This window comes from Pseudomonas sp. NFACC39-1, from assembly GCF_900110355.1.
Classification (GTDB): Bacteria; Pseudomonadota; Gammaproteobacteria; order Pseudomonadales; family Pseudomonadaceae; genus Aquipseudomonas; species Aquipseudomonas tehranensis.
The window spans coordinates 197304-223902 of sequence record NZ_FODL01000003.1; the positions used below are offsets into that span (position 1 = coordinate 197304).

Sequence of the window (26599 nt, forward strand, 5' to 3'; positions counted from 1 at the left end):
CAGGGCGCCGCGCCGGTCCGAGACCTGCGCGGGCGCGGCGTCGCTCGCTAGCTTTGGGAATTGGGTTTGGTCTTGAGTTTGCCCAGCAGCTTGTCCAGGGACTTCTGGTTCAGCGCCTTGGCCAGCGGGAAATCCGCTGGCATCAGCGAACCGGCCTGCGGGTCGAGGCAGTGCTCGACCAGCGCCTGCAAATGTTCCAGCAGACGAGCGGGCAAACGGCTGTCGGCGTTCGGCGTGACGCTGTGCCATTCGACACGTAACACGCCGTCTTCCAGCCAGGCCACCACTTCACGGGCATGGGTCACTCGGTTCACCGGGGCCACCTCCGGCGGCGGGGTCAGGCTGCTTGCGCGCAACCAGCCCTCTGGCGTTTGCTCATGCCCCAGGTAGTTGAACAGCACATCGCCGTGGCTGGCCGGCAACTCGCCGCGCTGGCGCAGCAAGCCGTAGCCCAGGCCCTGGCCGGGTACGTCGCGCAAGGCTTGCTTGGCGTTGCGCACCTGCTCGCCCGCGGCACCGCGGGCGTTCACTCGCAGTGGGTACAGCGTGGTGAACCAGCCGACGGTGCGGCCGACGTCCAGCCCGGCAAACGGTGCGTCACGTCCGTGGCGCTCAAGGTCCACCACGATATCGCTGCGCTGTTCGACCTCGGCCAGGGTTGCGGCGAGGGCGGCGATCAGCAGTTCCTCCGGTTGCGTGCGGTAGGCCGCGTGGGACTCGGTCAGCCATTGCTGCGTGCGGCTGGCCTCCCAGCGGGCCGCCAGTGTCTGGCGCTCGGCGACCGTGGCCATGGGCGGTGGGTTCGCAGAGGTCTGGGCAGTCCAGTAGCGATGCTCGGCAGCAGCCTTCACGGCATGGGCTTGCAGGTGCTCGGCCCATTGACGATACGAGGTGGTTTTTGCCGGCAACGTCGGCTGCTCGCCACGCTCCAGGGCGGCGTATAGCTGTTGGAAGTCTTCCAGCAGCGGCGTCCAGGACACCGCATCGACCACCAGGTGATGGGCCACCAGATACAGGCGCTGCGGGGTGCCCTCCAGCAAGGCCGCGGCGAACAGCGGGCCGTGTTGCAGGTCCAGGCTTTGCGCGACGTGCAGCAATTGTTCCGGGTGTTCGCAGCGGGTCAGTTGGGCCGGGGCCACCGGCGCGATGTGCGCCTGCCATTGCCCGTCGATATTGGTGAAACGCAAGCGCAGGGCGTCGTGGTGGGCCACCAGACGGTCCAGCGTGGCTTGCACGATGGCCGGTTCCAGGCGACGGTCGCTGTCGGCCAGCACCGATTGGTTCCAGTGTGCGGCCTGGACCTGCTGCTGGTCGAAGAACCACTGGTGCAACGGCATCAGCGGCATTGGCCCGGTCACGTCTCCTTGCTCGGCCTGGGTCAACAGTGTCGTGGTCACGTGGGCCAGCGCCGCCGGGGTCGGCGAACGGAACAGGTCCCGTGGCGTGAGCGAATAGCCCTGTTCACGCAGACGCGAGATCAGTTTCAGGCCGAGGATCGAGTCACCACCCAGGGCAAAGAAACTGTCCGAGGTGCCGACTTCACGGCCGCCGGTCAAGGTGTCGCCGAGCAGTTCGCCGAACAACTGGCAGAGCAGGCGCTCCAGCTCGTTGCGCGGTGCCGCGTAGTCTTTCTGGGTGTTTGGCAAGGGCAGGGCGGCCAAGGCCTTGCGGTCGATCTTGCCGTTGGTGCTCAGGGGCAGGGCCGGGATTTGCACCCACACTGCCGGCACCATGTACGCCGGCAGTTCGGCCGCGAGCTGGGTGTCGAGATCCGACTGCGCGGTGCTACTGCTGTAGAACGCTACCAGGCGGTTGTCGATGACCAGGGTGCAGGCGCCGGTGATGGCCGGTAGGTTCAGCAGCGCTGAGTCGATTTCCCCCAGCTCGATGCGCTGGCCGCGCAATTTCACCTGATGATCGAGACGCCCCAGGTACTCGATGTTGCCATCGGCCAGGAAGCGGCAACGGTCGCCGGTGCGGTACAGGCGGTCACCCTCGATGAATGGGCTGGCGAGGAAGCGTTCCTCGGTCAGGTCCGGGCGTTTCAGATAACCCCGGGCCACGCCGACGCCACCGATGTACAGCTCGCCGATGCTGCCAATCGGCAACGGCTGCATGGCCTCGTCGAGGATGTACAAGCGCAGGTTGGCGATGGGCTTGCCGATCGGCACGATCACGTCGTTGGCCGAGCAACGCCAGACCGAGACGTCGATGGCCGCTTCGGTCGGGCCGTACAGGTTGACCAGGGCCGCTGGGTGCTGGCCCATGAAACGCCGCACCAGATCCACCGGCAGTGCTTCGCCGCTGGCAAACACCTGGCGCAGGCTGTGGCAGTTGATCAGGCTCGGTTCTTCGACAAAGGCCCGGAGCATCGACGGCACGAAGTGCAGGGTGGTGACCCGTTCCTGCTGGATCAACTGGCTGAGGTAGGCCGGGTCGCGATGCCCGTCCGGACGCGCCACCACCAGGGTCGCGCCGGTGATCAGCGGCCAGAAGAACTCCCACACCGACACGTCGAAGCTGTACGGGGTCTTTTGCAGAACGCGGTCGTTCGGACCAATCGGGAAGGCCTCCTGCATCCAGTGCAGGCGGTTCATCAAGGCGCCGTGTTCGTTCATCACGCCTTTGGGTTGGCCGGTGGAACCGGAGGTGTAGAGCACGTAGGCCAGGTCGTGAGCTTCGACGCTGATCGGCTCGAACGCTGGAGCCTGGGGCAGAGCGTCGAGGGTCCAGGCTTGATGTCCGGTTGGCAGGCGCGACAGCCACTGCGCTTGGGTCAAGGTGACCTTGGCATCGGCGTCTTCGATCAGGAACGCCAGGCGTGCAGCCGGCAATTCCGGGTCCAGCGGCAACCACGCGGCACCGGCATGGACGATGCCGAGCAAGGCGACGACCATCTCCACCGAACGCTCCATGCACAGCGGCACGATGCTGTCAGTGCCCACACCGGCTGCGCGCAGGGCCCGGGCGACGGATTGCGCGCGTTGATCCAGCTCGGCATAGCTCAGGCGCTGGCCTTCGAACACCAGCGCTGGGGCGTTGGGGCTCAGGGCGGCCTGTTGGCTGAGCGCGGTGTGCAGGTTGGTCGGGCCGCTGTAGTGACGTTCGGTGGCGTTCCAGCGTTCCAGTTGCTGCTGATCCTGCTGTTGCGGGAACAGTTCGACCAGGGTGCGTCCAGGGGTTGCCACCAAGGCATCAAGCAACGCACACCACTGCGCGCTCCAGCGTTGTATCGTCGTTTCGTCGAACAAGGCCGATTGGTATTCCAGCGCCAGCGTCATGTCGCTGCCATCGTCCTGGACTTCCCAGCTCTGTTCAAACTTGGCGTCGACCACCGGCAGCATCTGCTCTTCGACGTTCAGCCTCGGCCATTGGCTGCTGTCTATCCGGCCGTAGTTGAGGGAGAACAGCACTTGGAACAGCGGTGTACGGTTCAGGTCGCGGTTTTGCGCGACAGCCCCGACCAAAGTGGCGAAGGGCAGGTCGGCATGGGCCTGGGCTGCGCGCAGGTCGGCCTCAAGGCTGGCGAGCAATTGCTCGGCCGGGGCCCGTTGGTCGACGTCGCTGCGAATCACCAGAGTATTGACCAGACAGGCCAGCAGTGTCTGGGCTTGCGGTTGATCACGCTGGTCTGCTGGGGTGCCGAGGCGAATCTCTCGTTGACCGCTGTAACGCGCCAGCAGCGCGCTCAAGGCCGTAGCGAGCACCACATAGGTGGTGGTGCTGCGCTGACGGGCGAACTGGCGGATGGCGTCAGCGCGCTGGGTGCCGAGGCGCACGATCAGTTGCCGGGCGCGACGGTCCGCTTCGGCGCCACGGGAATGGTCGATGGGCAGGTCGAGCTGGTAGTCGTCCTGGCCGAGGTGGTTTTTCCAGTACTCCAGGCTGGTGTTGCGCTGGGCCTGGGTGTCCGGGTGCTGTTGCCACACGGCGAAATCGACGTAGTCGATCTCCAGCGGCGTCCAGGCCGGCGACTGCCCCTTCAGACCGGCGGCGTAGGCTTGGGTCAGTTCGTCGATGAGCAACTGCATGGCCCAACCGTCGGTGGCACTGTGGTGCAGGCACACCAGCAACAGGTTTTCGTCGCTGCCCTGGCGTTGCAGCAGATGCGCGCGCCAAGGCGCGGCGGCGGCCAGGTCGAACGCTGTCATCAGTTCGTCCTGGGCGTTGGCGCAGGCCGCGGCCCAGTCCTGGTTTGCAACGCCAGTGACCGCGAGCGCTGGCCCGTGCTGGTCGATCAGCAGTTGCGGCTCACCGTCGACGTCGACAATCCGGCTGCGCAGCACCAGATGGCGCTGGCTGAGCTGCTCAAAGGCCTCGCGCAAGACCTGAACCTGCAGCTCACCGCGCAAGGTCAGGGCAAACGGCATGTGGTACTCGCGGGATTCCGGCACCAGGCGGCTGAGCATCCAGAACCGGCGTTGGGCCAGACCCAGGGGCAATTGCGCCGGGCGCGGTTGTGCGGTGATCCATTCACCGGGCATGGCCGCGCGCAGATGCTCGGCCAGGGCCGCCACCGTTGGTTGGGCGAACACCAGCGGCAAGGGCAGGGAAACCCCTAGGCGCTCACGGACCCGGCTGACCAGGCGGGTGGCCAGCAAGGAGTGGCCGCCGAGTTGGAAGAAGTGATCTTCGATGCCGACTGGCGAACAACCCAGCACTTCGCCGAACAGTTCGCAGAGTACGCTTTCAGTGGCGTTGCGCGGTGCTGTGCGCGGCTGGTCGCTTTGGCTCTGTGGCAGCGGCGTGGCGGCCAATGCCTTGCGGTCGAGCTTGCCGTTGCTGTTGAGCGGCAGGCTGTCGAGCTGCACGAACAGGCTGGGCTGCATGTGCGCGGGCAGGCTGTCGCTCAACTCGGCACGCAGGGTCGCCTCATCGGCGTCTCCGCACCAGAAACTCACCAGGCGCTGGTCGAGCAACAAGGTGGCGGCATCGCGAACGCCGGCCTGCGCGAGCAGTGCAGCGTCGATTTCCCCCAATTCGATGCGCTGGCCGCGCAATTTCACCTGATGATCGAGACGTCCCAGGTACTCGATGTTGCCATCGGCCAGGAAGCGGCAACGGTCGCCGGTGCGGTACAGGCGGTCACCCTCGATGAATGGGCTGGCGAGGAAGCGCTCTTCGGTCAGGTCCGGGCGTTTCAGATAACCCCGGGCCACGCCGACGCCACCGATGTACAGCTCGCCGATGCTGCCAATCGGCAGCGGCTGCATGGCCTCGTCGAGGATGTACAAGCGCAGGTTGGCGATGGGCTTGCCGATTGCCACGACCACATCGTCCGCTGAGCAACGCCAGACCGAGACGTCGATGGCCGCTTCGGTCGGGCCGTACAGGTTGATCAGCGCCGCCGGGTGCTGGCCCATGAAACGCCGCACCAGATCCACCGGCAGTGCTTCGCCGCTGGCAAACACCTGGCGCAGGCTGTGGCAGTTGATCAGGCTCGGTTCTTCGACAAAGGCGCGGAGCATCGACGGCACGAAGTGCAGGGTGGTGACCTGTTCCTGCTGGATCAACTGGCTGAGGTAGGCCGGGTCGCGATGCCCGTCCGGCCGGGCGACCACCAGGGTCGCGCCAGTGATCAGCGGCCAGAAGAACTCCCACACCGACACGTCGAAGCTGTACGGGGTCTTTTGCAGAACGCGGTCGTTCGGGCCAATCGGGAAGGCCTCCTGCATCCAGTGCAGGCGGTTCATCAAGGCGCCGTGTTCGTTCATCACGCCTTTGGGTTGGCCGGTGGAACCGGAGGTGTAGAGCACGTAGGCCAGGTCGTGAGCTTCGACGCTGATCGGCTCGAACGCTGGGGCCTGGGGCAGGGCGTCGAGGGTCCAGGCCTGATGCCCGGCGGGCAGGCGCGACAGCCATTGCGTCTGGGTCAAGGTGACCTTGGCATCGGCATCCTCAATCAAGAACGCCAGGCGTGCAGCCGGCAGATCCGGATCCAGCGGCAGCCACGCAGCGCCGGCATGGACGATGCCGAGCAAGGCGACGACCATCTCCACCGAACGCTCCATGCACAGCGGCACGATGCTGTCAGTGCCCACACCGGCCGCACGCAGGGCCCGGGCGACGGATTGCGCGCGCTGATCCAGCTCGGCGTAGCTCAGGCGCTGGCCTTCGAACACCAGCGCTGGGGCGTTGGGGCTCAGGGCGGCTTGTTGACTGAGCGCGGTGTGCAGGTTGGTCGGGCCGCTGTAGTTGCGCTCGGTGGCGTTCCATTCGACCAGTTGACGCTGACGTTCTGCCGCTGGCAACGGTGTCCAGTCCCCGAGATGGGTCTGCGGTGCTTCGAGCATGGCTTCCAGCAGTTGTTGCCACTGTTCCAGCCAACGCCGGGCCGTGGATTCGCTGAACAGCGCGGCACGGTACTCCAGCAACACCGACAGCTCCTCGCCGTCGTGCACTTCCCAGTTCAGGTCGTACTTGGTGGCCTGGGCGGTCACCGCCCGTTCGCTGACCTGCAACTGCGGCCATGGCTGGCTCGACGAATCGGCGTTCTGCATGGCGAAAAGCACTTGGAACAGCGGCGTCTGGCCGAGGCTGCGCGAAGGTTTCAGGTGCTCCACGACCTGGTCGAACGGCACGTCCTGATGCTGCTGGGCATCCAGCACACGGTTGCGCACCTGGCCCAGCAAACCTTCGAAATCCAGCGTCGGATCCAGATCGGCGCGCATGACCACGGTGTTGACGAAGCAGCCGATCAGCGGTTGCAGCTCGGCGAATGGACGCTGGGCCACCGGGCTGCCGACCCGTACGTCGCGCTGGTTGGCGTAGCGCCCCAAGAGCAACTGCGCCGCACCGAGCATGAGCATGTACAGCGTGGCGCCGCGTTGCTGGGCGAACTGCCGCAGGCGTTCCACCAGGGCGGGCGGCAATTGCAGTTGCACTGCGCCGGCCGTCGGGGCGAGCTGGTTTGGACGGCCCTGTTCGGTCGGCAGATCCAGCAGGTAGTCGCCGTCCTCCAGTTGGTTGCGCCAGTATTCCAGTTGGCTGCTGAACGCGGTCTGTTGACTGGGCTCGCGCTGCCAGAGGGCATAATCGGGGTATTGCAGCGCCAGCGCCGGCAGTGCCGCCGGAGTGCCCTGGCACTGGGCGGTGTAGAACTGTCGCAGTTCCTCCAGCAGGTTCTGGCTGGAGGCGTCATCGGTGGCGCAGTGGTGCAGGCTGAGCAACAGCAGTGACTGGGCGCCGCCGCTGCGTTGCAGCAACGTAGCCCGGACCGGCACTTCAGCGGCGAGGTCGAAGCGGCGGCCGGTTTCCCCGTGGATCGCCGCGTCGGTCAGTTGTTGCCACTGCTCGTCGCTGGCGGCCTGCAGTGGCGTGACTTGCAAGGTGATAGCGACTTGCGGTTCGACGATCAACGCCAACTCACCGTCGGTATCGCGCACGATGCGGCTGCGCAGAATCTCGTGGCGCTGGACCACGCTGTCCAGGGCCGTTTGCAGGGCCTGGACATTGAGTTCGCCGTCCAGTTGCACGGCGCTGACCACGTTGTATTCACCACCGCCGGCGCTCAGTTGTTCGAGGAACCACAGGCGTTGCTGTTCGAACGACAGCGGCAGGCGTGCCGGACGTGCCGGTGCAGCGAAGGTCGCCGCCGGGGCTTGCAGGGGATCGCCCAGCAGCGCGGCCAAGGCTTCAAGGGTCGGGTGTTCAAACACCGACCGCAACGGTGGCACGCTGGTGAACTGTTGGCGCAGGCGGGCAAACAGCGCCGCCGCCAGCAGCGAGTGGCCGCCGAGGTAGAAGAAGTGGCTGTCACGGCCGATCTGCGACGGAGGCACGTTCAGCAACTCGGCCCACAGCGCTGCCAGTTGCTGTTCGGCGGCGCTGCGCGGTGGCTCCAGGGCGTCTGGTGCGGCTTGGATGTCCGGGGCCGGCAAGGCCTTGCGGTTGAGTTTGCCGTTGTCGGTCAGCGGCAATTCATCGAGCAGCACAAACGCCGAGGGCACCATGTAGTCGGGCAGGGCGGCGCCAATGGCTTTGCGCCAGGCGTGGATGTCGGCCTGCTGATCGCACGTCACGTAGGCCACCAGGCGCTTGTCACCGGGCACGTCTTCACGGGCTAATACCACGGCCTGGCGCACGCCCGGTTGGGCGCCGATCAGGGTTTCAATTTCCCCCAGTTCGACGCGGAAGCCACGAATCTTCACTTGATGATCCATGCGTCCCAGGTATTCGAGCTGGCCGTCGGGCAGCCAGCGCACCAGATCGCCGGACTTGTACAGCCGCGCGCCGGGCAGCGACGAGAACGGGTCTTCGATGAACACCTTCGCAGTCTGTTCGGCACGGTTGAGGTAGCCCAGGGTCACGCCTGCGCCGCCGATGTGCAGTTCCCCCGGGACGCCCACCGGCATCGGGTTGAGGAAAGCATCGAGCACGTAAGTGCGCACGTTGGCGATCGGCCGGCCAATGATCGGCCGCAGCGGGAAGTCATCCACCGCACAGCCGGTTGCATCGACCGTGCATTCGGTCGGGCCGTAGGTGTTGAAGAAGCGGCTGCCGGCAATCGACGGCAGGCGTTGCCATAGCTGCGCATCCACCGCATCGCCACCGAACAGCACGAAGCGCGGCAGGTACACCTCGCCACGGCGAACACCGTCGCTTTCAAGCAGGGCCTTGAGTTGCGCCGGGGTGCACTCGAAGGCTTCCAGGCGCGTGTCGCGGAAGAATCCGGCCAGGGCCTCGGGGTCGTAGCGCACGTCTTCCGGGGTCAGGTACAGGCTGTGGCCGTCGAGCAGCAGGATCAGCTCGGCCACCGAGCTGTCGAAGGCGAACGAATAGTTGAAACTGGTGCGCATCGGCTGGTCGGTGTAGCGGCGATACAAACCATGGATACGCGCCCAGGCCAGGTTGACCACCGAGCCGTTGGTCACCAAGGTGCCCTTGGGCTTACCGGTCGAGCCGGAGGTGTACATGATGTAGGCCAGGTCTTGCGGGCCGGCGAGCGGGGCAGGATTGCTGTCTGGCTGGTTGGCGAACAGCGCTGCGTCGCTGTCCAGGCGCAAGCGTGGCAGTTCGGCGCCCAGCTGTTCCAGCAGGCCTTGCTGGCCAAGGAACAGTGCCGGTTGCGCGTCTTCGAGCATGTACGCCAGGCGATCCACCGGGTAGGTCGGGTCCAGTGGTACATAAGCGCCGCCTGACTTGAGAATGCCCAGCAGGCCGACCAGCAGTTCCAGCGACCGCTCGACACACAACGCCACCGGGCGGTTGGCGCCGACGCCCTGGCTGCGCAGGTAATGCGCCACCTGGTTGGCCCGACGGTTCAGTTCGCCATAGCTCAGGCTGCGGCCTTCGAAGCACAGGGCGTCACGCTCCGGGGTGCGCTCGGCCTGTTGTTCGAACAACTGGGCGAAGGTCAGGTGCGTCGGCACCTGCATCTCGGTACGGTTCCACTCGACCACGGTGCGTTGCCACTCCGCGTCCATCAGCAGCGGCAAGGCGGCGACCGGGCGCTGTGGCTCGGCGAGCATGTGTTCGAGCAGATGCTCCAGGCGCGCGAGAGTCTGGCGGGCGCTGTCGGCGACGAATAGGTCCAGGGCGAACATCAGCTCCAGCTGGATCGGCGCATTGGCCGGGCACAGCACGTGCAAATCCAAGTCGCATTCGGAGTGCCGCAGCGGCGTGTCCAGGGCTTCGAATTCCAGCCCGGGGAAGCGCAAGCGCGACTCCATGGCCAGTTGCTGGGCGACCATCACCTGGTACAGCGGCGCATGGCTGAGGCTGCGCGGCAGTTGCAGGCTGTCGACCAATTGTTCGAACGGCAGGTCCTGATGCAGCAGGCCACTGCGCAGACGCTCGGCCACTTGTTTGACCAGGGCGGTGAAGCCAGCTTGCGGCTCGAAGTCCGCGCGAATCGCCAGGTTGTTCAACAGAATGCCCAGCAGGCCTTCGGTGCCCGGTTGTTCCCGGTGAGTGACCGGGGTGCCGACCAGCACCGTGGCGTCGCCGCTCAAGCGGTGCATCAGCACGGCGAAGCCGGCGAACAGCACGGTGAACGGTGTGGTGCCGAGGCGACTGGCAAAGGCTTGCACCCGGCCACTGAGGTCGGCGCTGAGTTCACGCTGCACGATCCCGGCGCGGTAGCTTTGCACCGATGGCCGTGGATGATCGGTGGGCAAGGCCAGCAGCGGGCTGGCATCGCTGTCGCGACGGTCCAGGGTGGTGGTCCAGTAATCGAGTTGGCGCTTGAGTTCGGCGCCTTGCAGGTGTTCGCGCTGCCAGAGGGCGAAGTCGGCGTACTGCAATGGCAGGGCCGGCAGTTCGGCGGGAGTGCCGTTGCAACGGGCTTCATAACCCAGGGCCAGCTCGCGCAGGGCGATGGTGGCCGACCAGGCGTCCGAGACCAGGTGATGCAGGGCGATACCCAACACATGCTCGCCCGGCCCCAGGCGCAGCAAACGCGCCCGCAGCAGCGGTGGGCAGGTCAGGTCGAACGGCTGCTCGAAGGTGTCTTGCAAGGCATTGAACTGCGCACCGGCGCGCTCGGTGGCGGTCAGGCCCGACAGGTCTTCGAAGGGCAGTGACATTTCCAGCGCTGGGCTGATGCGCTGGCACGGCAGGCCGTTGGTGCTGTGGATGCCGGTGCGCAGGATTTCATGGCGCACCAGCAGGTCGTTCAGGCTGGCGTGCAGCGCCTGGATATTGAGTTCGCCCTTCAGATGCAGGGCGAACGGAATGTTGAACAACGTGGTGCCCGGCGTCAGTTGCTCGATGAACCACAGCCGTTGTTGCGAGAACGACAGCGGCAGCAGCGCTGGACGCGGTTGGGCCTTGAGCGCGCTGATCGCCGCGGTTTGCGGTGCGGCGGCCTGGGTCTGGCGCGCGGCGATGGCTGTAGCCAGCAAGGCCACGGTGGGGTGCTCGAACAGCACCCGCAACGGCAGGTCGAGCTTGAATTGGGTGCGCAGGCGGGCAACGATCTGGGTCGCCAGCAGCGAATGCCCGCCGAGGGTGAAGAAGTTGTCTTCCACGCCGACCGTATCGCGGCCCAGCACTTCGGCCCAGATGGACGCCACGGTGGTTTCCAGTGCGTTGCGCGGGGCGATGCTTTCCTCGGCGTCGGCCTGCCAGTCCAGTTCCCGGGCGGCCAAGGCCTTGCGATCGACCTTGCCATTGTTGTTCAGGGGCAGCTTGTCCAGGCAGACGAAGGCCGCCGGCACCATGTACGGCGGCAGTTGCGCCCGCAGGTGGTCGCTCAGGCCGTCGCTTCCCAGGGACTCGTCATGGGCCGCCCAGTACGCCACCAGCCAGGCTTCGCCGACGCTGTTTTCCCGCAGCAGGACGGCGGCTTCGCGCACGTTCGGGTGCTGGGCGAGACGGTGTTCGATTTCCGTCAGCTCGATCCGGTGCCCGCGCAGTTTGACCTGCTGGTCGCGGCGGCCGAGGTATTCGATCACCCCGTCTGCACGCCAGCGGCCCAGGTCACCGGTGCGGTACAGGCGACCTTCGAGTTGAGGGTGGTCGATAAAGGCGTCAGCGGTGCGCTGCGGGTCGTGCAGGTAGCCGCGGCCGACGCCGACGCCCCCGACACAGATTTCCCCGGCCACGCCAACCGGCACCGGGCGCAGGGCTTCGTCCAGCACATACAGGCGGTTGTTGGCGGTCGGCTGGCCGATGGGCATGTGACTGACTTCGGCCCCCGGGGCTGCGAAGATCGGCTGGAAGGCTACGTCGTCGGCGCATTCGGCCGGCCCGTAGGCGTTCATCAGGGCGATGTCGGGGAAGCGCGCGAACCAGTCCCGGGCCACGGTCGGCGGCAGGGCTTCACCGGTGGGCAATACCCAGCGCAGGTCCGGCAGTTGCAAATCGCACGGGCACAGCGCGAGCAAGGTGCGCATCAGGCTCGGGACGATTTCCAGCACGCTCAGGCGCTCGCTGGCGAGCACTTGCAGCAGGCGTTGCGGGTCGTGGGCGACTTCATCCGGAAGAATGTGCACGGTCGCACCGAGCACCGGCGCGGCGAGGAACTGCCACACCGAAATGTCGAACGCCACCGAGGCGGTCTGCGGAATGCGGTCGGCGGCGCTGAGGCCCAGGGCCGGCACCTTGCCGAAGATGTTATTGAGCATGCCGCGCTGTTCGATCATCACGCCCTTCGGCGTGCCGGTCGAACCCGAGGTGAACAGCACGTAGGCCAGGCTGTCCGGGCCACCGAGCCGCGGCAGTGGCGAATCGTTGCTGGACGTCCAACAGGCCTCGGCGAACAGCGCCTCCGGCGCCGGGTCGAGGCCGCTGAGCAGTTGATCGAGCAGGCCGCTGCAGGCTTCGCTCGCCACCAGCAGAGGCGCGCGGGACAGCCCGAGGATTTCCCGCAGGCGCTCGGGCGGGTGATTGACCTCAAGGGGCAACATCGCTGCGCCAGCCTTGAACACCGCCAGCATCATGGTCAACAGCGCCAGGCCACGAGGGGCCACCAGCGCGACCAGTTGATCTTCACCGGCGCCGGCCTCGCGCAGGGCGTGGGCCAGGCGCGTGGAACGCAGGTCCAGCTCGGCGTAGGTCAGCGACTCACCGGCGCAGATCGCGGCGACCTGATCACCGCGCTGGGCGACCTGGGCGGCAAACAGCTCGGCGTAGCTTTGATCCAGCGGGAAATCGTGGGGGTTGAGTGCCCACTCGCCCAGCAACTGTTGGCGTTCTGCGGCGGCCAGCAGTTCGAAGCTGGCCAACGGCGCGTCGGGGGCGGCGAGCATGCTGCGCACCAGGCTGGCGATGTGGCCCAGCAGGCGTTGCACGGTGGCGGCTTCGAAACGTTCGCGGTCATAGGACACGCGGATGCCCAGCTGTTCGCCCGGCAGGATCACCACGGTCAAGCCGTAGTGGGTGTGCACGCTGTGGTCCATGCCTTCGAGGCTGAACTGGAAGCCGCCTTCGAGGATCTGTTCGTCGATGGGCGCGTTTTCGAACACCAGGATACTGTCGAACAGGGTCTCGCCCCGGGGGAAATCGCTCCAGCCCTGGATGTCGGTCAACGGTGTGTGCTCGAAGTCACGCATGTCGACGTTGAGCTTTTGCAGGTCGCCCAGCCAATGGCCGAGCGTGGCATTCGGGTCCACCGAAACCCGCAGCGGCAGGGTGTTGATGAACAGACCGATCATCTCCGCTACACCGGTCAGGTCGGCCGGACGCCCGGCCACGGTGACGCCGAAGACCACGTCCTGTTGCCCGCTGTAGCGCGACAGCAGCAGTGACCAGACGCCCTGGAAAAACGTGTTCGGGGTGATCCGCCGATTGCGGCAGAACGCCGCCAGCGCCTGGGTTTGCTGCTCGTTCAGGTGAATCAGTTGATCGTCCACCAGCACCGCATCGGTGTAGCGGTCGCGGGTCACGCCGTTGTCCACGGTCAGTGGCGTGGGCGCGTTTAGACCTTGCAACTGGCCGCGCCAGAACTCCTCGGCCTTGCCCGCATCCTGGCGTTGCAGCCACTGGATGTAATCGCGAAACGGCCGAGGGCTTTTCAGCTCCGGCGTGCGGTCGTTGCACAGTGCTTCGTAGACTTTGAGGAAGTCCACGGTCACCAGGGAAATGCACCAGGCGTCCATCAGGATGTGGTGGAAGCTGCGAATGAATTCGTAGGACTCATCAGCCAGGCGCACCAGCCGAAAGCGAATCAGCGGTGGTTTGGACAGGTTGAAGCCGACTTTCTGCTCGTCTTCGAGCAGGGTGCGGATTCGCGCTTCCTGCTCATGGGGGGCGAGCCCGCGCAAATCGAGGGTGTCCAGCGGTACCTTGACCTGACGATGGATCACCTGCACCGGTTGCTTTTGGCTTTTCCACTGGAAACTGGCACGCAGGGAAGGGTGCAGCGCCACCACCTGGCGCCACGATTCGAGGAACGCGCCTTCATCGATGGCCCCGCCGATGCGGTAGCGATCCTGCATCAGGTACACACCGGAGTCTTCGTGCAGCAGGGAGTGGAACAGCATCCCTTGTTGCAGCGGCGACAGCGGGTAAATGTCTTCGATCGGGTTACCGGTGGTTTTTTCGCTGGTCATTAAAACGGTCCTGCGTAAATAGGGGCGACGGTGATGGCGTGGTGACGAGAAGAACCGCTCACAGGTCGGCCTCGTCCAGTTCGGCCATCAGCGCTTGCATTTCGTCATCGGACAGGCCCGAGGCGCTGAATTCGGTGCTGTCGGCTTGCGGCTCGGTGGCGCTCGGATCCAGCCGTTGTGCCACCTCGGCCATGGCCGCGACGGTCTGGCGTTCGAAGACTTGCTTGGCCGACAGCGCGATGCCTTGCTCATGGGCCTGGGCCACCACCTGCAGGCTCAGGATCGAGTCGCCGCCGATGGCGAAGAAATTGTCGGTGACGCTCACTGTCGAGAGTTTCAAGACCTTGGCGACGATGGTTTGCAGGGTGGTCTCCATGGCATTGCGCGGCGCCACATGGGCGCTTTCATCGAATTGGTCCGGGTCGGGCAACTGGCGGGTGTCGAGCTTGCCGTTAGGCGTGCGGGGAAAGCTCGCCAGGGTCAGCACCAGGGCCGGTACCATGTACGACGGCAGGCGTTCGCCGAGGAAACGCTTGATCGCCTCCGAGTCCGGTGCGTAGCCGTGGGCGGCCAGGATATAGGCGAGCAGGCGCTTACCGGCGGCATGTTCCTGAACGATCACCGCGGCTTCGCGCACGTCGCTGTGGCTGCACAACTGGCGTTCGATTTCGCCCAGCTCGATGCGGTAGCCACGGACCTTGACCTGATGGTCCTTGCGCCCCAGGAACGCCAGGCGCCCGTCGGCCAACCAGCACGCCAGGTCGCCGGTGCGGTAGGCGCGAGTGCCATCGGCCAGCGTGACGAAGGCCTTGGCGGTTTCTTCGGGTTTGTGCCGATAGCCGCGGGCCAGGGTTGGGCCGGCGAGGACGATTTCACCTGGTTCGCCAATGCCGCAAGCCGTGTCGAATTCGTTCAGCAGGCGCAGGTCCATGCCGGGAATCGGACGGCCGATGCTGACGTTCCGGCTTGGGTCCAACACCTCATAGGTGGCCCAGACGGTGGCCTCCGTGGGACCGTATTCGTTCACCAGATGTGCGTGTGGCAGGGTCTTGCTGTGTTGCGCGATCAGCGACGGCGGGCAAGCCTCACCCGCGACGATCCAGCAGGCGAGGCTGTCGGTTCCCCCGCTGCGCTGCAATTGATCGAGCAGGGCTTGGTACAGCGACGGCAGCGACAGGCCGTGGCTGACCTGGTGCTGGGCAATCAACTGCGCCAGGCGGGCCATCTCCAGCTCTTCGCCCGGGGCGGGCAATACCAGGCGTCCGCCTTGGGCCAGGGTCCAGAAAATCCCGGCGACCGAACTGTCGAAGGCAAACGACGACAACAACAGGTAGGCGCGCACCGGAGTCTCATAGGCCACCATGCGCACTTGAGTCGAGAAACTCAAGGCGCCGTGGCTGATCTCCACGGCTTTCGGCGTACCGGTAGAGCCGGAGGTGTAGATCAGGTAGGCGAGGTCGTTGGCGTCCGGCAAGGGCAGCGCCGGCCAATCGCCGAGGTCCTGTGTCGTCAGCTCATCCAGCACGAAGCGTTGCAGGTTGGCCGGCACGCTGTCAGCCAGTTCGGCGCTGACCACGATGTGGGCGATGGCGCTGTCGGTGAGCATGTAGGCGCGACGGTCGGCCGGGTAGGTCGGGTCGACGGGCACGTAGGCGCCACCGGCTTTCAAGACGGCGAGCATGGCGACAATGGCCGCGTTGCTGCGGGCGAACAGGATGCCGACGGGCACGCCTGGACCGATGCCGGCGGCGACCAGTTGATGGGCCAGTTGCGTGGCGCAGGCGTCGAGGCGGCTGTAGCTCAGGTCGCCGTCCTTGTCGCTGAGGGCGATGGCGTTCGGTTGTTGGCGAACCTGACGGGCAATCAATTCCACCAGCGTCACCGGTTCGATGGAGGGGGCGCTCGCGCCGGTGCCGATCAACTGCGATTGCAGCGCGCCACCCAGGGGCAATTGGGCCCAGCCCCGTTGCGGTTCGGCCAGGGCGCCTTGCAGCAGTTGCAGCCATTGTTCGGCAAGGCAGCCCGCAGCGTCGGCGCTGAGGACATGGCGGTCGTAGACCACCTGCGCGTGCAGGCTGTCGGGCAACTGGCGAACGTTCAGGCAAGCCTTCGACGGGTTCATGACCGCACTGGCGTGGCGCTCCCGGGCATCGCCGGAGCGCCAGGCAAAAGCGTATCCGGCGGGGTGGTCGCCGGTGTAATAGTCTTGCCAGCCAATCAGCCGTTCCAGGGTGGCGGCCACTTGCGTGCTTTGCTCCAGCAGGGGCGCCTGGGCATCCAGTTCGATGCTCACGGGCAGGCACTGTTCGAACAGGCCCAGGGTGTTCTCCAGTTCCGCGCCGCGACTTTCATGGATCAGAGTGAGTGGCACCTGTTGCTGGCCGGCCAGTCGTCCCAGGACGGCTGCCCATGCCGCCAGCAGCAGCTCCTGGGTCAGGGCCGGGTGACGGGCGAGGTCGACTGGCAGCGTCAGCTCCAGTCGGGTCGGCGCGAATCCACCATCGAGAGTCGATTCCAGCGGCAGTTGCAAGGTGGCCTGCTCGGTGTCGCCCGCAGGTTTCCAGAAGCTCACGCCCGGATGGTCCGGCGCGTCTTCCACCAGGCTCCAGCGCCATTCGGCGTAATCGGCGTACTGCAGGGTTTCGGACAGGTCCGTGGCAGTGTCCTGCAGCAATGCACCGGCCAGCCATTTCAGGCTGGCGAGGTCGAAATGGCTGCTGGCCGCCGCGAGGTCCAGCACGTATTGCTCATCGGACAGGCGCACCAGGGTCACCCACAGCGGGGTTGTCCAGTCACGGGGCTGGGTGGCGAGCTGAGCCAGTGCGGCGTCCTGATCGGCGCGGCTGTGCTGGCGCAGGTCCTGGAGGTTCACCGCCAGTGAGCCGGCTTCGTCAATCACCTGCACCGGGTGGCGCAGGCCTGGCACGGGCATCAGGCGTGTGCGCAGGATTTCGCTGCCGGCCACCAGTGCCTGCAGGCGGTTGTTCAGTGCATCGACATCCGGCGGTTGCGACAGCGACCATTGCAAATGGCAGCTAAACGGGTGCGCCGCTGCGCCGTGGGTGTGGGGGTAAACCGATGCCTGTTGCGGGGAAATACGAAAACCTTGAAGTCCGCTCATGTTCATCTCGACTGGAAAAGGGTTTGAGCCTGGATCACCGCACAGACGTCGGGGCTTGCTGGACTCGTGTCAGGCAAGCCGCCTGCGAACGGCGGGTGGACCCGTTGAATGTCAGACGGCAACGTCGCTCGACAGCAGGGCTTCAGCCATGCCGGTCATGATGGCGCGCTTGCCGGTAAAGGGTTCGCGACCGTGCACGGCGAGCATGTTGTCGATGAACAACACGTCGCCCTGCCGCCAACTGAAGCGCACCAGCGAGTCGAGGTAGGCCGCGCGTAGCGATTCCAGAACCTGCGGCTCGATCGGTTCGCCATCGCCGTAAAAGGTGTTGGTGGGCAGGTCGAGGTCGTTGAAGTTGCTTTGCAGCGACTCGCGGATTCGCTCGGGCAGGGTGCTGATGTGGAAGAACGTGGCGTGGTTGAACCAGACCTCTTCGCCGGTGCGCGGGTGGCGCACCACGGCCGGCCCGCGTTGGCGGGTGCGCAGGCGATTGTTGTCTTTCCATTCCACTTCGATGCCGACGCTGGCGCAGTAGGCTTCCACTTCGCGGCGGTCTTCGGACTGGAACACGCTCTGCCACGGCAGGCCGAAACCGTCGCCGTAGTTGCGAACGTACAGCACGCCTTTTTCCCGGAACCGCGCTTCGATCTGCGGGCTGATCCTGGCCTTTACGGCGCGGGTCGAGCCGATCGGTGTTTCACCGCCGGTCTCGGACGGCAGTTGGCAGTAGAAGAACAACCGCAGCGGGAAGCGCGGCGAGTAGGAGTGCTCGTTGTGGGGGAAAATCATCTGGTCGGCCGGGTAGTCGGTCGAGGTGTAGATGTTGCCGCCGACCCGTGTCCGGGGGGACGCGCGGAACATATATTCCAGCGCTCCGGGGGAGAGGGCGGCGATCACCTGGTCGAACTGCTCGACGGACGCGACGTTGAAGCCGCGAAACAGCAGGGCGCCGTACTGCAGCAATTTTTTTTCCAGCGACTCGCGTTCCCGGGCGGCCCAGGCGATCAGGTCAACGCCGCTGACCGCCGGCTCGATCACCAGGGGCAGGGCGTGGTCCGGACTGAGCAGGCGCTCGGTGACCAACTGTTGTTCCGAGACGTTCATGGCTTTGCGACGCACGGCGCCAAGGGCGCGTGGCGATGGGGGCACGATAGACATAACGGCATCCGACTCGGTTAAAGGGACAAGGAGCGACGTTTGGCTTGCATCATCTGGCTGCGACCGGCCAGCGCCTGGGACTGCTGTCGCTCCCGGGTAAAGGCCTGATCCCAGCTGTCGATGCGCTCGGCCACTGCCGGCAACGGCTCGTCCAGCAGGCTGTGCATCTGCTCCAGCAGGCGCGTCCATAGGTGTTGCAGGCGCAAGGCACGGTCCCGGTCGAAGTATTCGCCGCGATACTTGAGGGTCGCGGCGAGGCCTTCGTCGCCGTGCACCAGGTCGAGCACCAGGTGGAAATCCCCCGGTGCCTGGGCCACGTCGAGCGCGGACAACTGCGCGCCAGCGATGGCGGTCGGGGTCACCCGTGACGGTTGATAGTTGAGCTTGACCTGGAACAGCGGCGAGTGACCGGGGCGGCGCTGCGGCGCGAGTGCCGAGACCACCAGATCAAAAGGCAGGCCTTGATGGGCATAGGCCAGGCGCGACTCATCGCGAACCTTCTCAAGGAAACCGGCCAGGGTCGCTTCGCCGCGCAAGTCACAACGCAGGGTCAACTGGTTGACGAAGAAACCGATGACGTCGTTGTGCTCTGCCAGCGGTCGGCCGCTGACGTCGGTGCCCAGCAGGAACTGCGGCTGGCCGCCCAATTGCTTGAGGACCAATTGATAACTGGCCAGCAACAGCATGAACAACGTCATGCCTTGCTCGCGGGCCAGCGCTGCCAATCGCTCGCAGCCGGTCTGGGGCACGTTGAAGTCCAGGCTGTATTCGCCCGGGGCCTGGCCGCTGCCACCCAGTTCCAACGTTTGCGGCATGCCGGCCAGGTGTTCGCGCCAGAAGCCTTGCTCAGTGGCGATTCGCTGTTCGCTCCAGTGCAGGGCTTCCCATTGGGCGAAAGCCAGGTATTGCCCCGGCAGCGCGGCGTCCGCCGAATCCGCCAGTTCTGCCAACAATATTTGCGCCGAGCGTCCGTCGAAGGCGATGTGGTGCAGCGTCAACAGCAGGTCATGGTCTTGGTCATGTCGGCTGAGTAACTGCGCTCGCAGCACTGGGCCGGCTTGCAGATCGACAGGGGTGGCGTGTTCTTGGGCCAGGCGTTCGTTCAGCGTCTGTTGTTGCTGTGCTTCGTTCTGCTCACGCAAATCATGATGGGCCAGTGCTACAGCCGTGGCCGGCAATACCTGTTGTTGCGGGCCATCGACACTGTCGCGGTACACCGTGCGCAACACGCCGTGACGCTCGACCAGCGTGTTCAGTCGCAGGGCCAACGTCTCGATGTCCAGCGGACCTTGCAGGCGCAGGTGCAGCACCAGGTTGTGGCGGGTGTCGTCCGGGTTCAGTTGGCGCAGGAACCACAGCCGACGCTGGGCGAACGATTGATGTCCCTGACTGGGGTTGGTCTGCTCGGTGGGAGTGTCGGCCGTTGGCGTTGGATCATTGAGGAACGCGTGCAGGGCCAGCGCCCATTGTTCCAGGGTGGTTTCCCCGAACAGGTCCTGAGTATCGAGGTTCCAACCCAGGTCCCTGTGCAGGCGCGCGGCAAAGTCGGCCACGCCGATGGAATCCAGGCCCTGGCCGATCAGGCTGAGGTCGAAGTCGGCGCAAAAATACGGGTTGACCGCGTGCAACGTCTGTTCCAGCCATTGGCGGCAGGCGGCTTGGGCCTGTTGCGATGTTTCGGTCGCCAGGCGCTTGAGCCGGGCAAGGTCAAGGGGCTCGTCGTTCGAGGCCAGCGTTCCACCGCTCTGGGCGATGATGCTCAACGTGCCGGCGGCCAATTGTTTGCGCGCACCTTGACGGGCGATCTTGCCGCTGGTGGTCATCGGGATGGTGCCGGCTTGCACCAGCACAATCTGGTCAATGCCACAGTCGGCGGCTTCGCGCACAGCGTTTTGCATCGAGGCGAACAGCGCCGGATGATGCGCCGGGTCGACGAACTTGCGCTGCGGCTCGGCGACAATCACCAGTTTCTCGCGGCCCAGTGCCGGGTCCATTTGCGCGAAGGCGGCGATGCGTCCGGTACGGATGCCCGGCTCGGCGTCGGTAATGGCGAATTCGATGTCGTGGGGGTAAAGGTTGCGCCCATTGAGAATCAACAGGTCCTTGAGCCGCCCGCAGATCACCACCTGGCCTTCGTGCATGAAGCCCAGGTCGCCGGAGCGCAGGTAATGCTCCGATGAGCCGACAATCCGTGCCTCAAAGGCCTCACGAGTGGCTTCGGGATTGTTCCAGTAGGATTCGGCGTTGCTCGGGCCCTTGAGCCAGACTTCGCCGATGTGATCGGCGGCGCAGCGCTCGAAGGTTTGCGGGTCGACGATGGCGATGCTGTGCAAGGCTTGCGGATAACCGCAGGCGACGAACTCCACCGCGGCGGCATCGGCAGCGGCCAGGGCCACGCGACCGCTCTCCAGCACGGCTTTGTCCAGGCGCAGCACCACCGGCAGCGCATCGGCCGGCGTGGCGCTGACGCACAGCGTTGCTTCGGCCTGGCCGTAACCGGGGCTGATGGCCAACGGGTTCAGGCCGCAGGCGGCAAAACGCTGGGCGAAGGCTTCCAGGGTGCCGGGATGGATCGGCTCAGCGCCGTTGATGGCGTGTTTCCAGTTGCTCAGGTCCAGCTGTGCGATCAGGTTGTCGCTGACCACGCGGTTGCACAGGGCATAGGCGAAGTTGGGGGCGAAGCTGGCGGTGGCTCGGTAGCGACTCAATGCCTGCAGCCAGGTCGACGGCGCATTGACGAAGGTCTGGGAGGCCATCAGGTAGCACGGCATGCCGCTGTAGAGCGGAGCCAGCATGCCGCCGATCAGGCCCATGTCGTGATACAGCGGCAGCCAGTTGACCATGGCGCCGTGTTCGTCGAAATCGTACGCCTGGCGCATCAGTTCGACGTTGGCGATCAGGTTGCGCTGACGCACCTCGACGCCTTTTGGCGAGCCGGTAGAGCCCGAGGTGTATTGCAGGAAGGCTACGGTCGAACCGTCGATAGCCGGGCGTTGCCACTGGCTGGCCGGTGGTGTGCCCAGGTGCTGGACGGTCAGCACCTCGACGCGGCCCTCCACCAGTTCCTGCAGGCTTTCGCAATGATCCGCCGGTGCCAGAATCAGCGCTGGCGCGGCATCCACTACCACGTTGCGGACGCGGTCGAGGTGGCGCGGTTTGCGCGACGGTGGCGGAAACAACGGCACGGCAATCAGGCCCGCATACAGGCAGGCGCAGAAGGCGCGGGCGTAGTCGAGGCTGCTGGGCAGCATCAACAGCACGCGATCACCCGGCGCATAACGTGCTTGCAGCGCGGCCGCCAGGGACTGGGACTGCTCGTGCAACTGGGCAAAGGTCAGGGTTTCGCCGATGTTTACACCGTCCGGCAAGAAATGCAGGGCAGCACGTTGAGGGAAGTGCTGGGCGTTGGCTTCCAGCACCTCGATCCAATGTTTGAATGAAAACATGTGCAATTCACGCCATGGCCACGATGACTTTACGGTCACCGGTGAAAGGATTGCGACCGTGTGCCACCAGTCGGTTGTCGAGCATCAGGATATCGCCCGGCTGCCAGGGGAAACTGATGGCAGTCTCGCGGTAAACCTCGCGTACGGTGTCGAGCATGTCGTCGGCAATGGCCGAGCCGTCGCCGAAGTAGACATGGCGCGGCAGGTTCTCTTCACCCACCGCTGCCAGCAGGCTGGCGCGTACGCTCGGTTCGATGGCCGAGACATGGAACAGGTGCGCCTGGTTGAACCAGACCCATTCACCGGTATCGGGATGCTGCTGCACGGCGGCGCAACGTTGGCGAGTGCGCAGGTCGCCATCGGCTTTCCATTCCCACTCGATGTCGTTGTCCCGGCAGTAGCGTTCGACCTGGGCACGGTCCTGGGTGTTGAAGACTTTTTCCCAAGGCAGGTCCAGGGCGCCGCTGTAGTTGCGTACGTAGAGCAACTCGCGGCTGGCGAACAGCTCGCGGATCTCGGCGGGCATGCGCTGGTAGATCAGGCGGCTGTCGGCAATCGGGGTCTCGCCGCCGGTTTCACTGGCCTTGATGCAGTGAAACCAGATGCGCGAAGGCCAAGGGCGGGTGTAGGCCTGCTCGTTGTGCAAGGGTATGAATTGATGGGCCGGGTATTCCGTGGAGCTATAGACCCCGGCGAAGACTTTGCTGCGCGGCGTGGAACCGAATTCGTAACTGGCCAGCGGTGCCCCGAAGCTGGCAGCGAAGCGCTTGAAATCGATGGGCGTGGCGACGGTGAAACCGCGAAACAACACGCCGCCAACCGTGGTCAGCGCATGAGCCAGGCCGTCGCGAATCGAGGCGTCCAGATCGTGGATCGATTGTCCCGATGTCCCTTGCACCAGCAGGGGTAGCGACTGGGCGCCTGCATCCGTGGGCGCCATGGAAAAAAGCTCGGAACGCCCGTTGAGGTGTTCGATTGAGGTCATCCTTGTGCATCCTCTTATATCTTCTTCGACCAGTCACAAGACCTTGAAAGCAGGGCAGCGGTCGGTTGTGTAGGACTCGTCTGTAATGTATTCAGATCAATACAAGACGTCATACTAGGTACAAATGAGATAGATTATCAATACTATTTATTTAATTTTTTTTTTGGATTAGACTCCGCTCCGCTGGCGCCACACAGCCTTCGGCCAGCTCAAAAAACCTAAAATATCTGTCGCAGGGGAGCGGGGCGTGAATTTCAAAAAGAACACAATTGCGTTGGCTGTAGGGTCGGCCATAGGCCTGAGCAACGCTGCATGGGCGGCCGAAGAAGCCGGCACGATGGAGATTGCTCCAATCACCGTGACAGGTGAAAAAATCGACCGCACGCTTGAGCAGACCCAGTCCAGCGTCGTGGTCCTCACCGACAAGAATCTGCGAGAGCACGGCGACAAGGATCTGGTGGATGTATTCGCCCGCACGCCCGGCGTCTATAGCCAGGCCGGCAATGAAAACTGGGGTATCCGTGGTGTGCCGGTGTCCGGTTTTGACGACCAGGGCCCAGCGACTCTCAATGGTGCCGTTTCCGTTTATGTCGACGGTGCCGTACAGCCGAACCGTGCGCTGACCCTCAGCCCGGTCCCGCTCTGGGATGCCGAACAGGTCGAAGTATTCCTCGGTCCGCAATCCACCACCCAGGGCCGTAACTCCCTGGCCGGTGCGGTGGTTATCCGGACCAAGAACCCAACCTTCGAACCGAGCTTTTCGGCGCAAACCAATGTGGGCAATTACGGTGAGCGCGGGGCGGCGGTGGCCGGTGGTGGCTCCATCGTCGACGACAAGATCGCCGGGCGTATCGCCGTGGATTATGGCGAAGGTGACGGCTACATCCGCAACACCACGCTCAATGACGACGCCAACCCGCGTCGCACCAGCAACACCCGCGGCAAATTGCTGATCCTGCCCAACGACGACACCGACGTGTTGCTCACCTACGCCCACAGCGAACATCGCCAAGGGGATCGTTCCACGATGCGCGGCGCCGACGGCAAGCCGAGCTATTACGACATTGGGTCCAACACCAAGGCCTTCGACAACCTCAAGCAGGATACCCTCAGCGCCAAGGTGGATTATCGTCTGAACGATGCCTGGTCGCTGACGAGCATGACCGCCAATACCAGTACCGACTACAGCAACCGTCTGGACTTCGACCAGAATGCCGTGGACAACGAGGTCGTTCTGCGTAAGCAAGACGGTAACCTGTTCAGTCAGGAGCTGCGTTTGAACTACACCTCGGACACGGTGAAGAGCTTTGTGGGTGCGTACTACGGCCACAACAGCAACAACTTCCACGACCGGTTGTTTTTCGATGACGTGCTGTTCGGTACGGTCAAGGGCGATACCACGATCGAGAACAAGGCAGTGTTCGGTGAAGTCAACTGGACGTTCGCACCGCGCTGGACCTTGATCACCGGCCTGCGTTACGACCACGAGACCAACGACACTGACGTCGAGCAGGACGATTTCTCCGAATCCGGCAAAGTCAAAAAGTCATTTGACGCCGTGCTGCCGAAACTCGGCATCGACTATGAGCTGGCCGCGAACCAATACCTCGGTTTCATGGTGCAAAAAGGCTACCGCGGTGGTGGCGTCAACCTGCGTTCCGGTAGCGGTCACCAAGCCTACGATCCGGAATACACCACCAACTACGAGCTGTCCTACCGCGGTTCGTTCTTCGACAAGACCCTGCGCACCCGCGCCAACCTGTACTACACGGATTGGAAAGACCAGCAGGTCAGTGTTAGGCGCAACGGCAGCGACTTCATTGATGTCTTCAACGCGGGTCGCAGCGATATCAAGGGGCTGGAAGTCTTCGCAGAGAAGGACATCACCGAACAGCTGACCTTGAACGTCGGCGCCTCCGTGACCGATAGCAAATATAAGGACTTCGTCACAGGCAGCGGGCAGGACAGGAGCGGTGAGTCGTTCCTCTATTCGCCTAAGTACAAGGCTTCGGTAGGGGGTGTCTATCGCTTCGACGACCGTCTGATATTAGGCACGGATATTGTCTATCAGGGCACCGCGCCTTCGGAGTATGAATTCGATTCAAATGGCAAAGTCACGGGTGAGCGTAAGAGCGACGCCTATGTTCTGGTGAACCTCAACGCTGAGTACAAAGTCACCAAGAACGTCGCTGTGTCCGCTTACGTCAAAAACGCCTTCGACAAGGAATACATCACCAACAACCGTAACGACGACATCATCGACGTCGGCGCGCCGCGCACGGTGGGGATGATTCTGCGCTACGACATGTAAAACCCAAAGGCGCGGGGAGGCAATCTCCTCGCGCCTGTCCTGCAACGTTTCGGATGTTTGTTTCCCGGCTGTTTGTTCCTTCCAAACCCAGCCTCCATGGAGGAAATCATGAGTGCTTTTTCGAATGTCACAGCGGGTGGCGCGCAACAGCTGCGCCTGTTGCACACCGGTCTGTCGAGTCCTTACTGCCTCGATCCGACTCCACTGCTGGAACGTCAGCAACAGCAGGAATCCAACGCCCGCAGTTACCCGCGACGCATTCCGCTGGTGCTTGAAAGGGCCCATGGCATTTATGTGCAGGACAGCCGGGGGCAAGTGTTTGTCGATTGCCTGGCCGGTGCCGGCACCCTGGCGCTGGGCCACAACCACCCGGTGATCATCGAAGCCATCACGCAGGTCATGGCGGCCGGTGTGCCGATGCACACCCTGGACCTCATGACGCCTGTAAAGGACGCATTCGTCCAAGAGATTTTCGCTTGCCTGCCCAGCGAGTTCGCTCGCCATGCACGCATCCAGTTCTGCGGCCCGAGTGGGGCCGATGCGGTCGAGGCCGCGCTCAAGCTGACCCGCACCGCCACGGGGCGGCATTCGGTCCTGGCGTTTGAAGGGGCCTATCACGGGATGACCCTGGGTACGCTGGCCATCAGTGGCAACCTGTCACCGAAAAATGCCCTCGGCGCACTGATGCCAGGTGTGCAGCGCCTGCCGTTCCCGCACGACTATCGTTGCCCTTTCGGAGTGGCCGGTGATCAGGCGGTCACGTTGAACGTGCGTTACCTGGAACACTTGCTCAACGACCCGGAAAGCGGAGTGACCGCACCGGCGGCGCTGATCCTGGAGCCGATTCAGGGCGAGGGCGGAGTGATTGCCGCGCCGGACCGCTGGCTGCAGGAACTGCGCCGATTGACCCAGGCCCACGGTATCCCGCTGATCGTCGACGAGATCCAGTGCGGTATTGCCCGCAGTGGCCGGATGTTTGGCTTCGAGCAATCGGGTATCACGCCGGATGTGATCACCCTGTCCAAAGCCATCGGTGGCGGGTTGCCGCTGTCGGTCATGGTCTACCACGAGTCGCTGGACGTCTGGCAGCCGGGCGCCCACGCCGGCACATTCCGCGGCAACCAGTTGGCGATGGCGGCGGGTACCGCGACCTTGCGTTTCATCCGTGATGAAGGCCTGGTCCAGCACGCTGAAAAGGTCGGCGCTTACCTGCAGAAACAACTGCAGGCGCTGCAAAACGAATTCGCCTGGATCGGCGATGTGCGTGGTCGCGGCCTGATGCTCGGGATGGAAATCGTCGACCCGCAGGGCACCCTCGATGTGCAGGGCCACCCGCCGGTGGACACGGCCCGGGCCAAGGCCTTCCAGCAGGCTTGCCTGAAGCACGGCTTGATCGTTGAGCTTGGCGGGCGCCATGGGGCGACGGTGCGCTTCTTGCCGCCGCTGATCATCACTGAGCAGGAGATCGATTTCGTTGCGAAAATCCTGTTCCAGGCCGCGAGCACGATCAACGAGTGCCCCGCAGGCTGAACTCAACACAAAACCTGTGGGAGCGAGCCTGCTCGCGATGAGGCCGGCACATCC

General features: G+C 64.5%; 7 protein-coding genes. 2 read left to right on the top strand and 5 right to left on the bottom strand.

The window, feature by feature from the left end:
- Nucleotides 1-47: 47 nt before the first annotated feature.
- The 5 genes from BMY45_RS07800 to BMY45_RS07820 form a co-directional block, all read right to left on the bottom strand.
- Complete coding sequence (locus BMY45_RS07800; protein ID WP_092396311.1) at nucleotides 48-13994, bottom strand: non-ribosomal peptide synthetase; 13947 nt, start codon at nucleotides 13992-13994, stop codon at nucleotides 48-50.
- A gap of 58 nt (nucleotides 13995-14052) precedes the next feature.
- Nucleotides 14053-17115 (bottom strand): non-ribosomal peptide synthetase, encoded by a 3063-nt coding sequence (locus tag BMY45_RS07805; protein ID WP_092396313.1) that lies wholly within the window; start codon nucleotides 17113-17115, stop codon nucleotides 14053-14055.
- 111 nt (nucleotides 17116-17226) lie between these two features.
- The gene (locus BMY45_RS07810) at nucleotides 17227-18273 is read right to left on the bottom strand and encodes a TauD/TfdA family dioxygenase (RefSeq protein WP_092396315.1); all 1047 of its coding nucleotides are present in this window, start codon (nucleotides 18271-18273) and stop codon (nucleotides 17227-17229) included.
- Nucleotides 18274-18290: 17 nt separating this feature from the next.
- Nucleotides 18291-21719, bottom strand: a complete 3429-nt coding sequence (locus BMY45_RS07815) for a condensation domain-containing protein (protein ID WP_092396317.1) — start codon at nucleotides 21717-21719, stop codon at nucleotides 18291-18293.
- A 7-nt stretch (nucleotides 21720-21726) separates the two neighbouring features.
- Nucleotides 21727-22704 carry a TauD/TfdA family dioxygenase gene (locus tag BMY45_RS07820; protein ID WP_092396319.1) on the bottom strand — a complete coding sequence of 326 codons (978 nt, stop codon included), beginning with the start codon at nucleotides 22702-22704 and terminating at the stop codon, nucleotides 21727-21729.
- Between the two features lie 247 nt (nucleotides 22705-22951).
- Here BMY45_RS07820 and BMY45_RS07825 point away from each other — a divergent pair, with 247 nt between their 5' ends.
- The gene (locus BMY45_RS07825) at nucleotides 22952-25015 is read left to right on the top strand and encodes a TonB-dependent receptor (protein ID WP_092396321.1); all 2064 of its coding nucleotides are present in this window, start codon (nucleotides 22952-22954) and stop codon (nucleotides 25013-25015) included.
- Nucleotides 25016-25123: 108 nt separating this feature from the next.
- A complete protein-coding gene (locus tag BMY45_RS07830) occupies nucleotides 25124-26545 on the top strand; it encodes a diaminobutyrate--2-oxoglutarate transaminase (RefSeq protein WP_092396323.1) in 1422 nt (473 codons plus the stop codon).
- The last annotated feature ends 54 nt before the right edge of the window (nucleotides 26546-26599 follow it).

What these genes read in the sequence shown, in the direction of transcription:
- BMY45_RS07820 (WP_092396319.1), bottom strand. Translation starts at nt 22,704, where the DNA reads ATGACCTCAATCGAACACCTCAACGGGCGTTCCGAGCTTTTTTCCATG.
- BMY45_RS07800 (WP_092396311.1), bottom strand. Translation starts at nt 13,994, where the DNA reads ATGACCAGCGAAAAAACCACCGGTAACCCGATCGAAGACATTTACCCG.
- BMY45_RS07805 (WP_092396313.1), bottom strand. Translation starts at nt 17,115, where the DNA reads ATGAGCGGACTTCAAGGTTTTCGTATTTCCCCGCAACAGGCATCGGTT.
- BMY45_RS07815 (WP_092396317.1), bottom strand. Translation starts at nt 21,719, where the DNA reads ATGTTTTCATTCAAACATTGGATCGAGGTGCTGGAAGCCAACGCCCAG.
- BMY45_RS07830 (WP_092396323.1), top strand. Translation starts at nt 25,124, where the DNA reads ATGAGTGCTTTTTCGAATGTCACAGCGGGTGGCGCGCAACAGCTGCGC.
- BMY45_RS07810 (WP_092396315.1), bottom strand. Translation starts at nt 18,273, where the DNA reads ATGTCTATCGTGCCCCCATCGCCACGCGCCCTTGGCGCCGTGCGTCGC.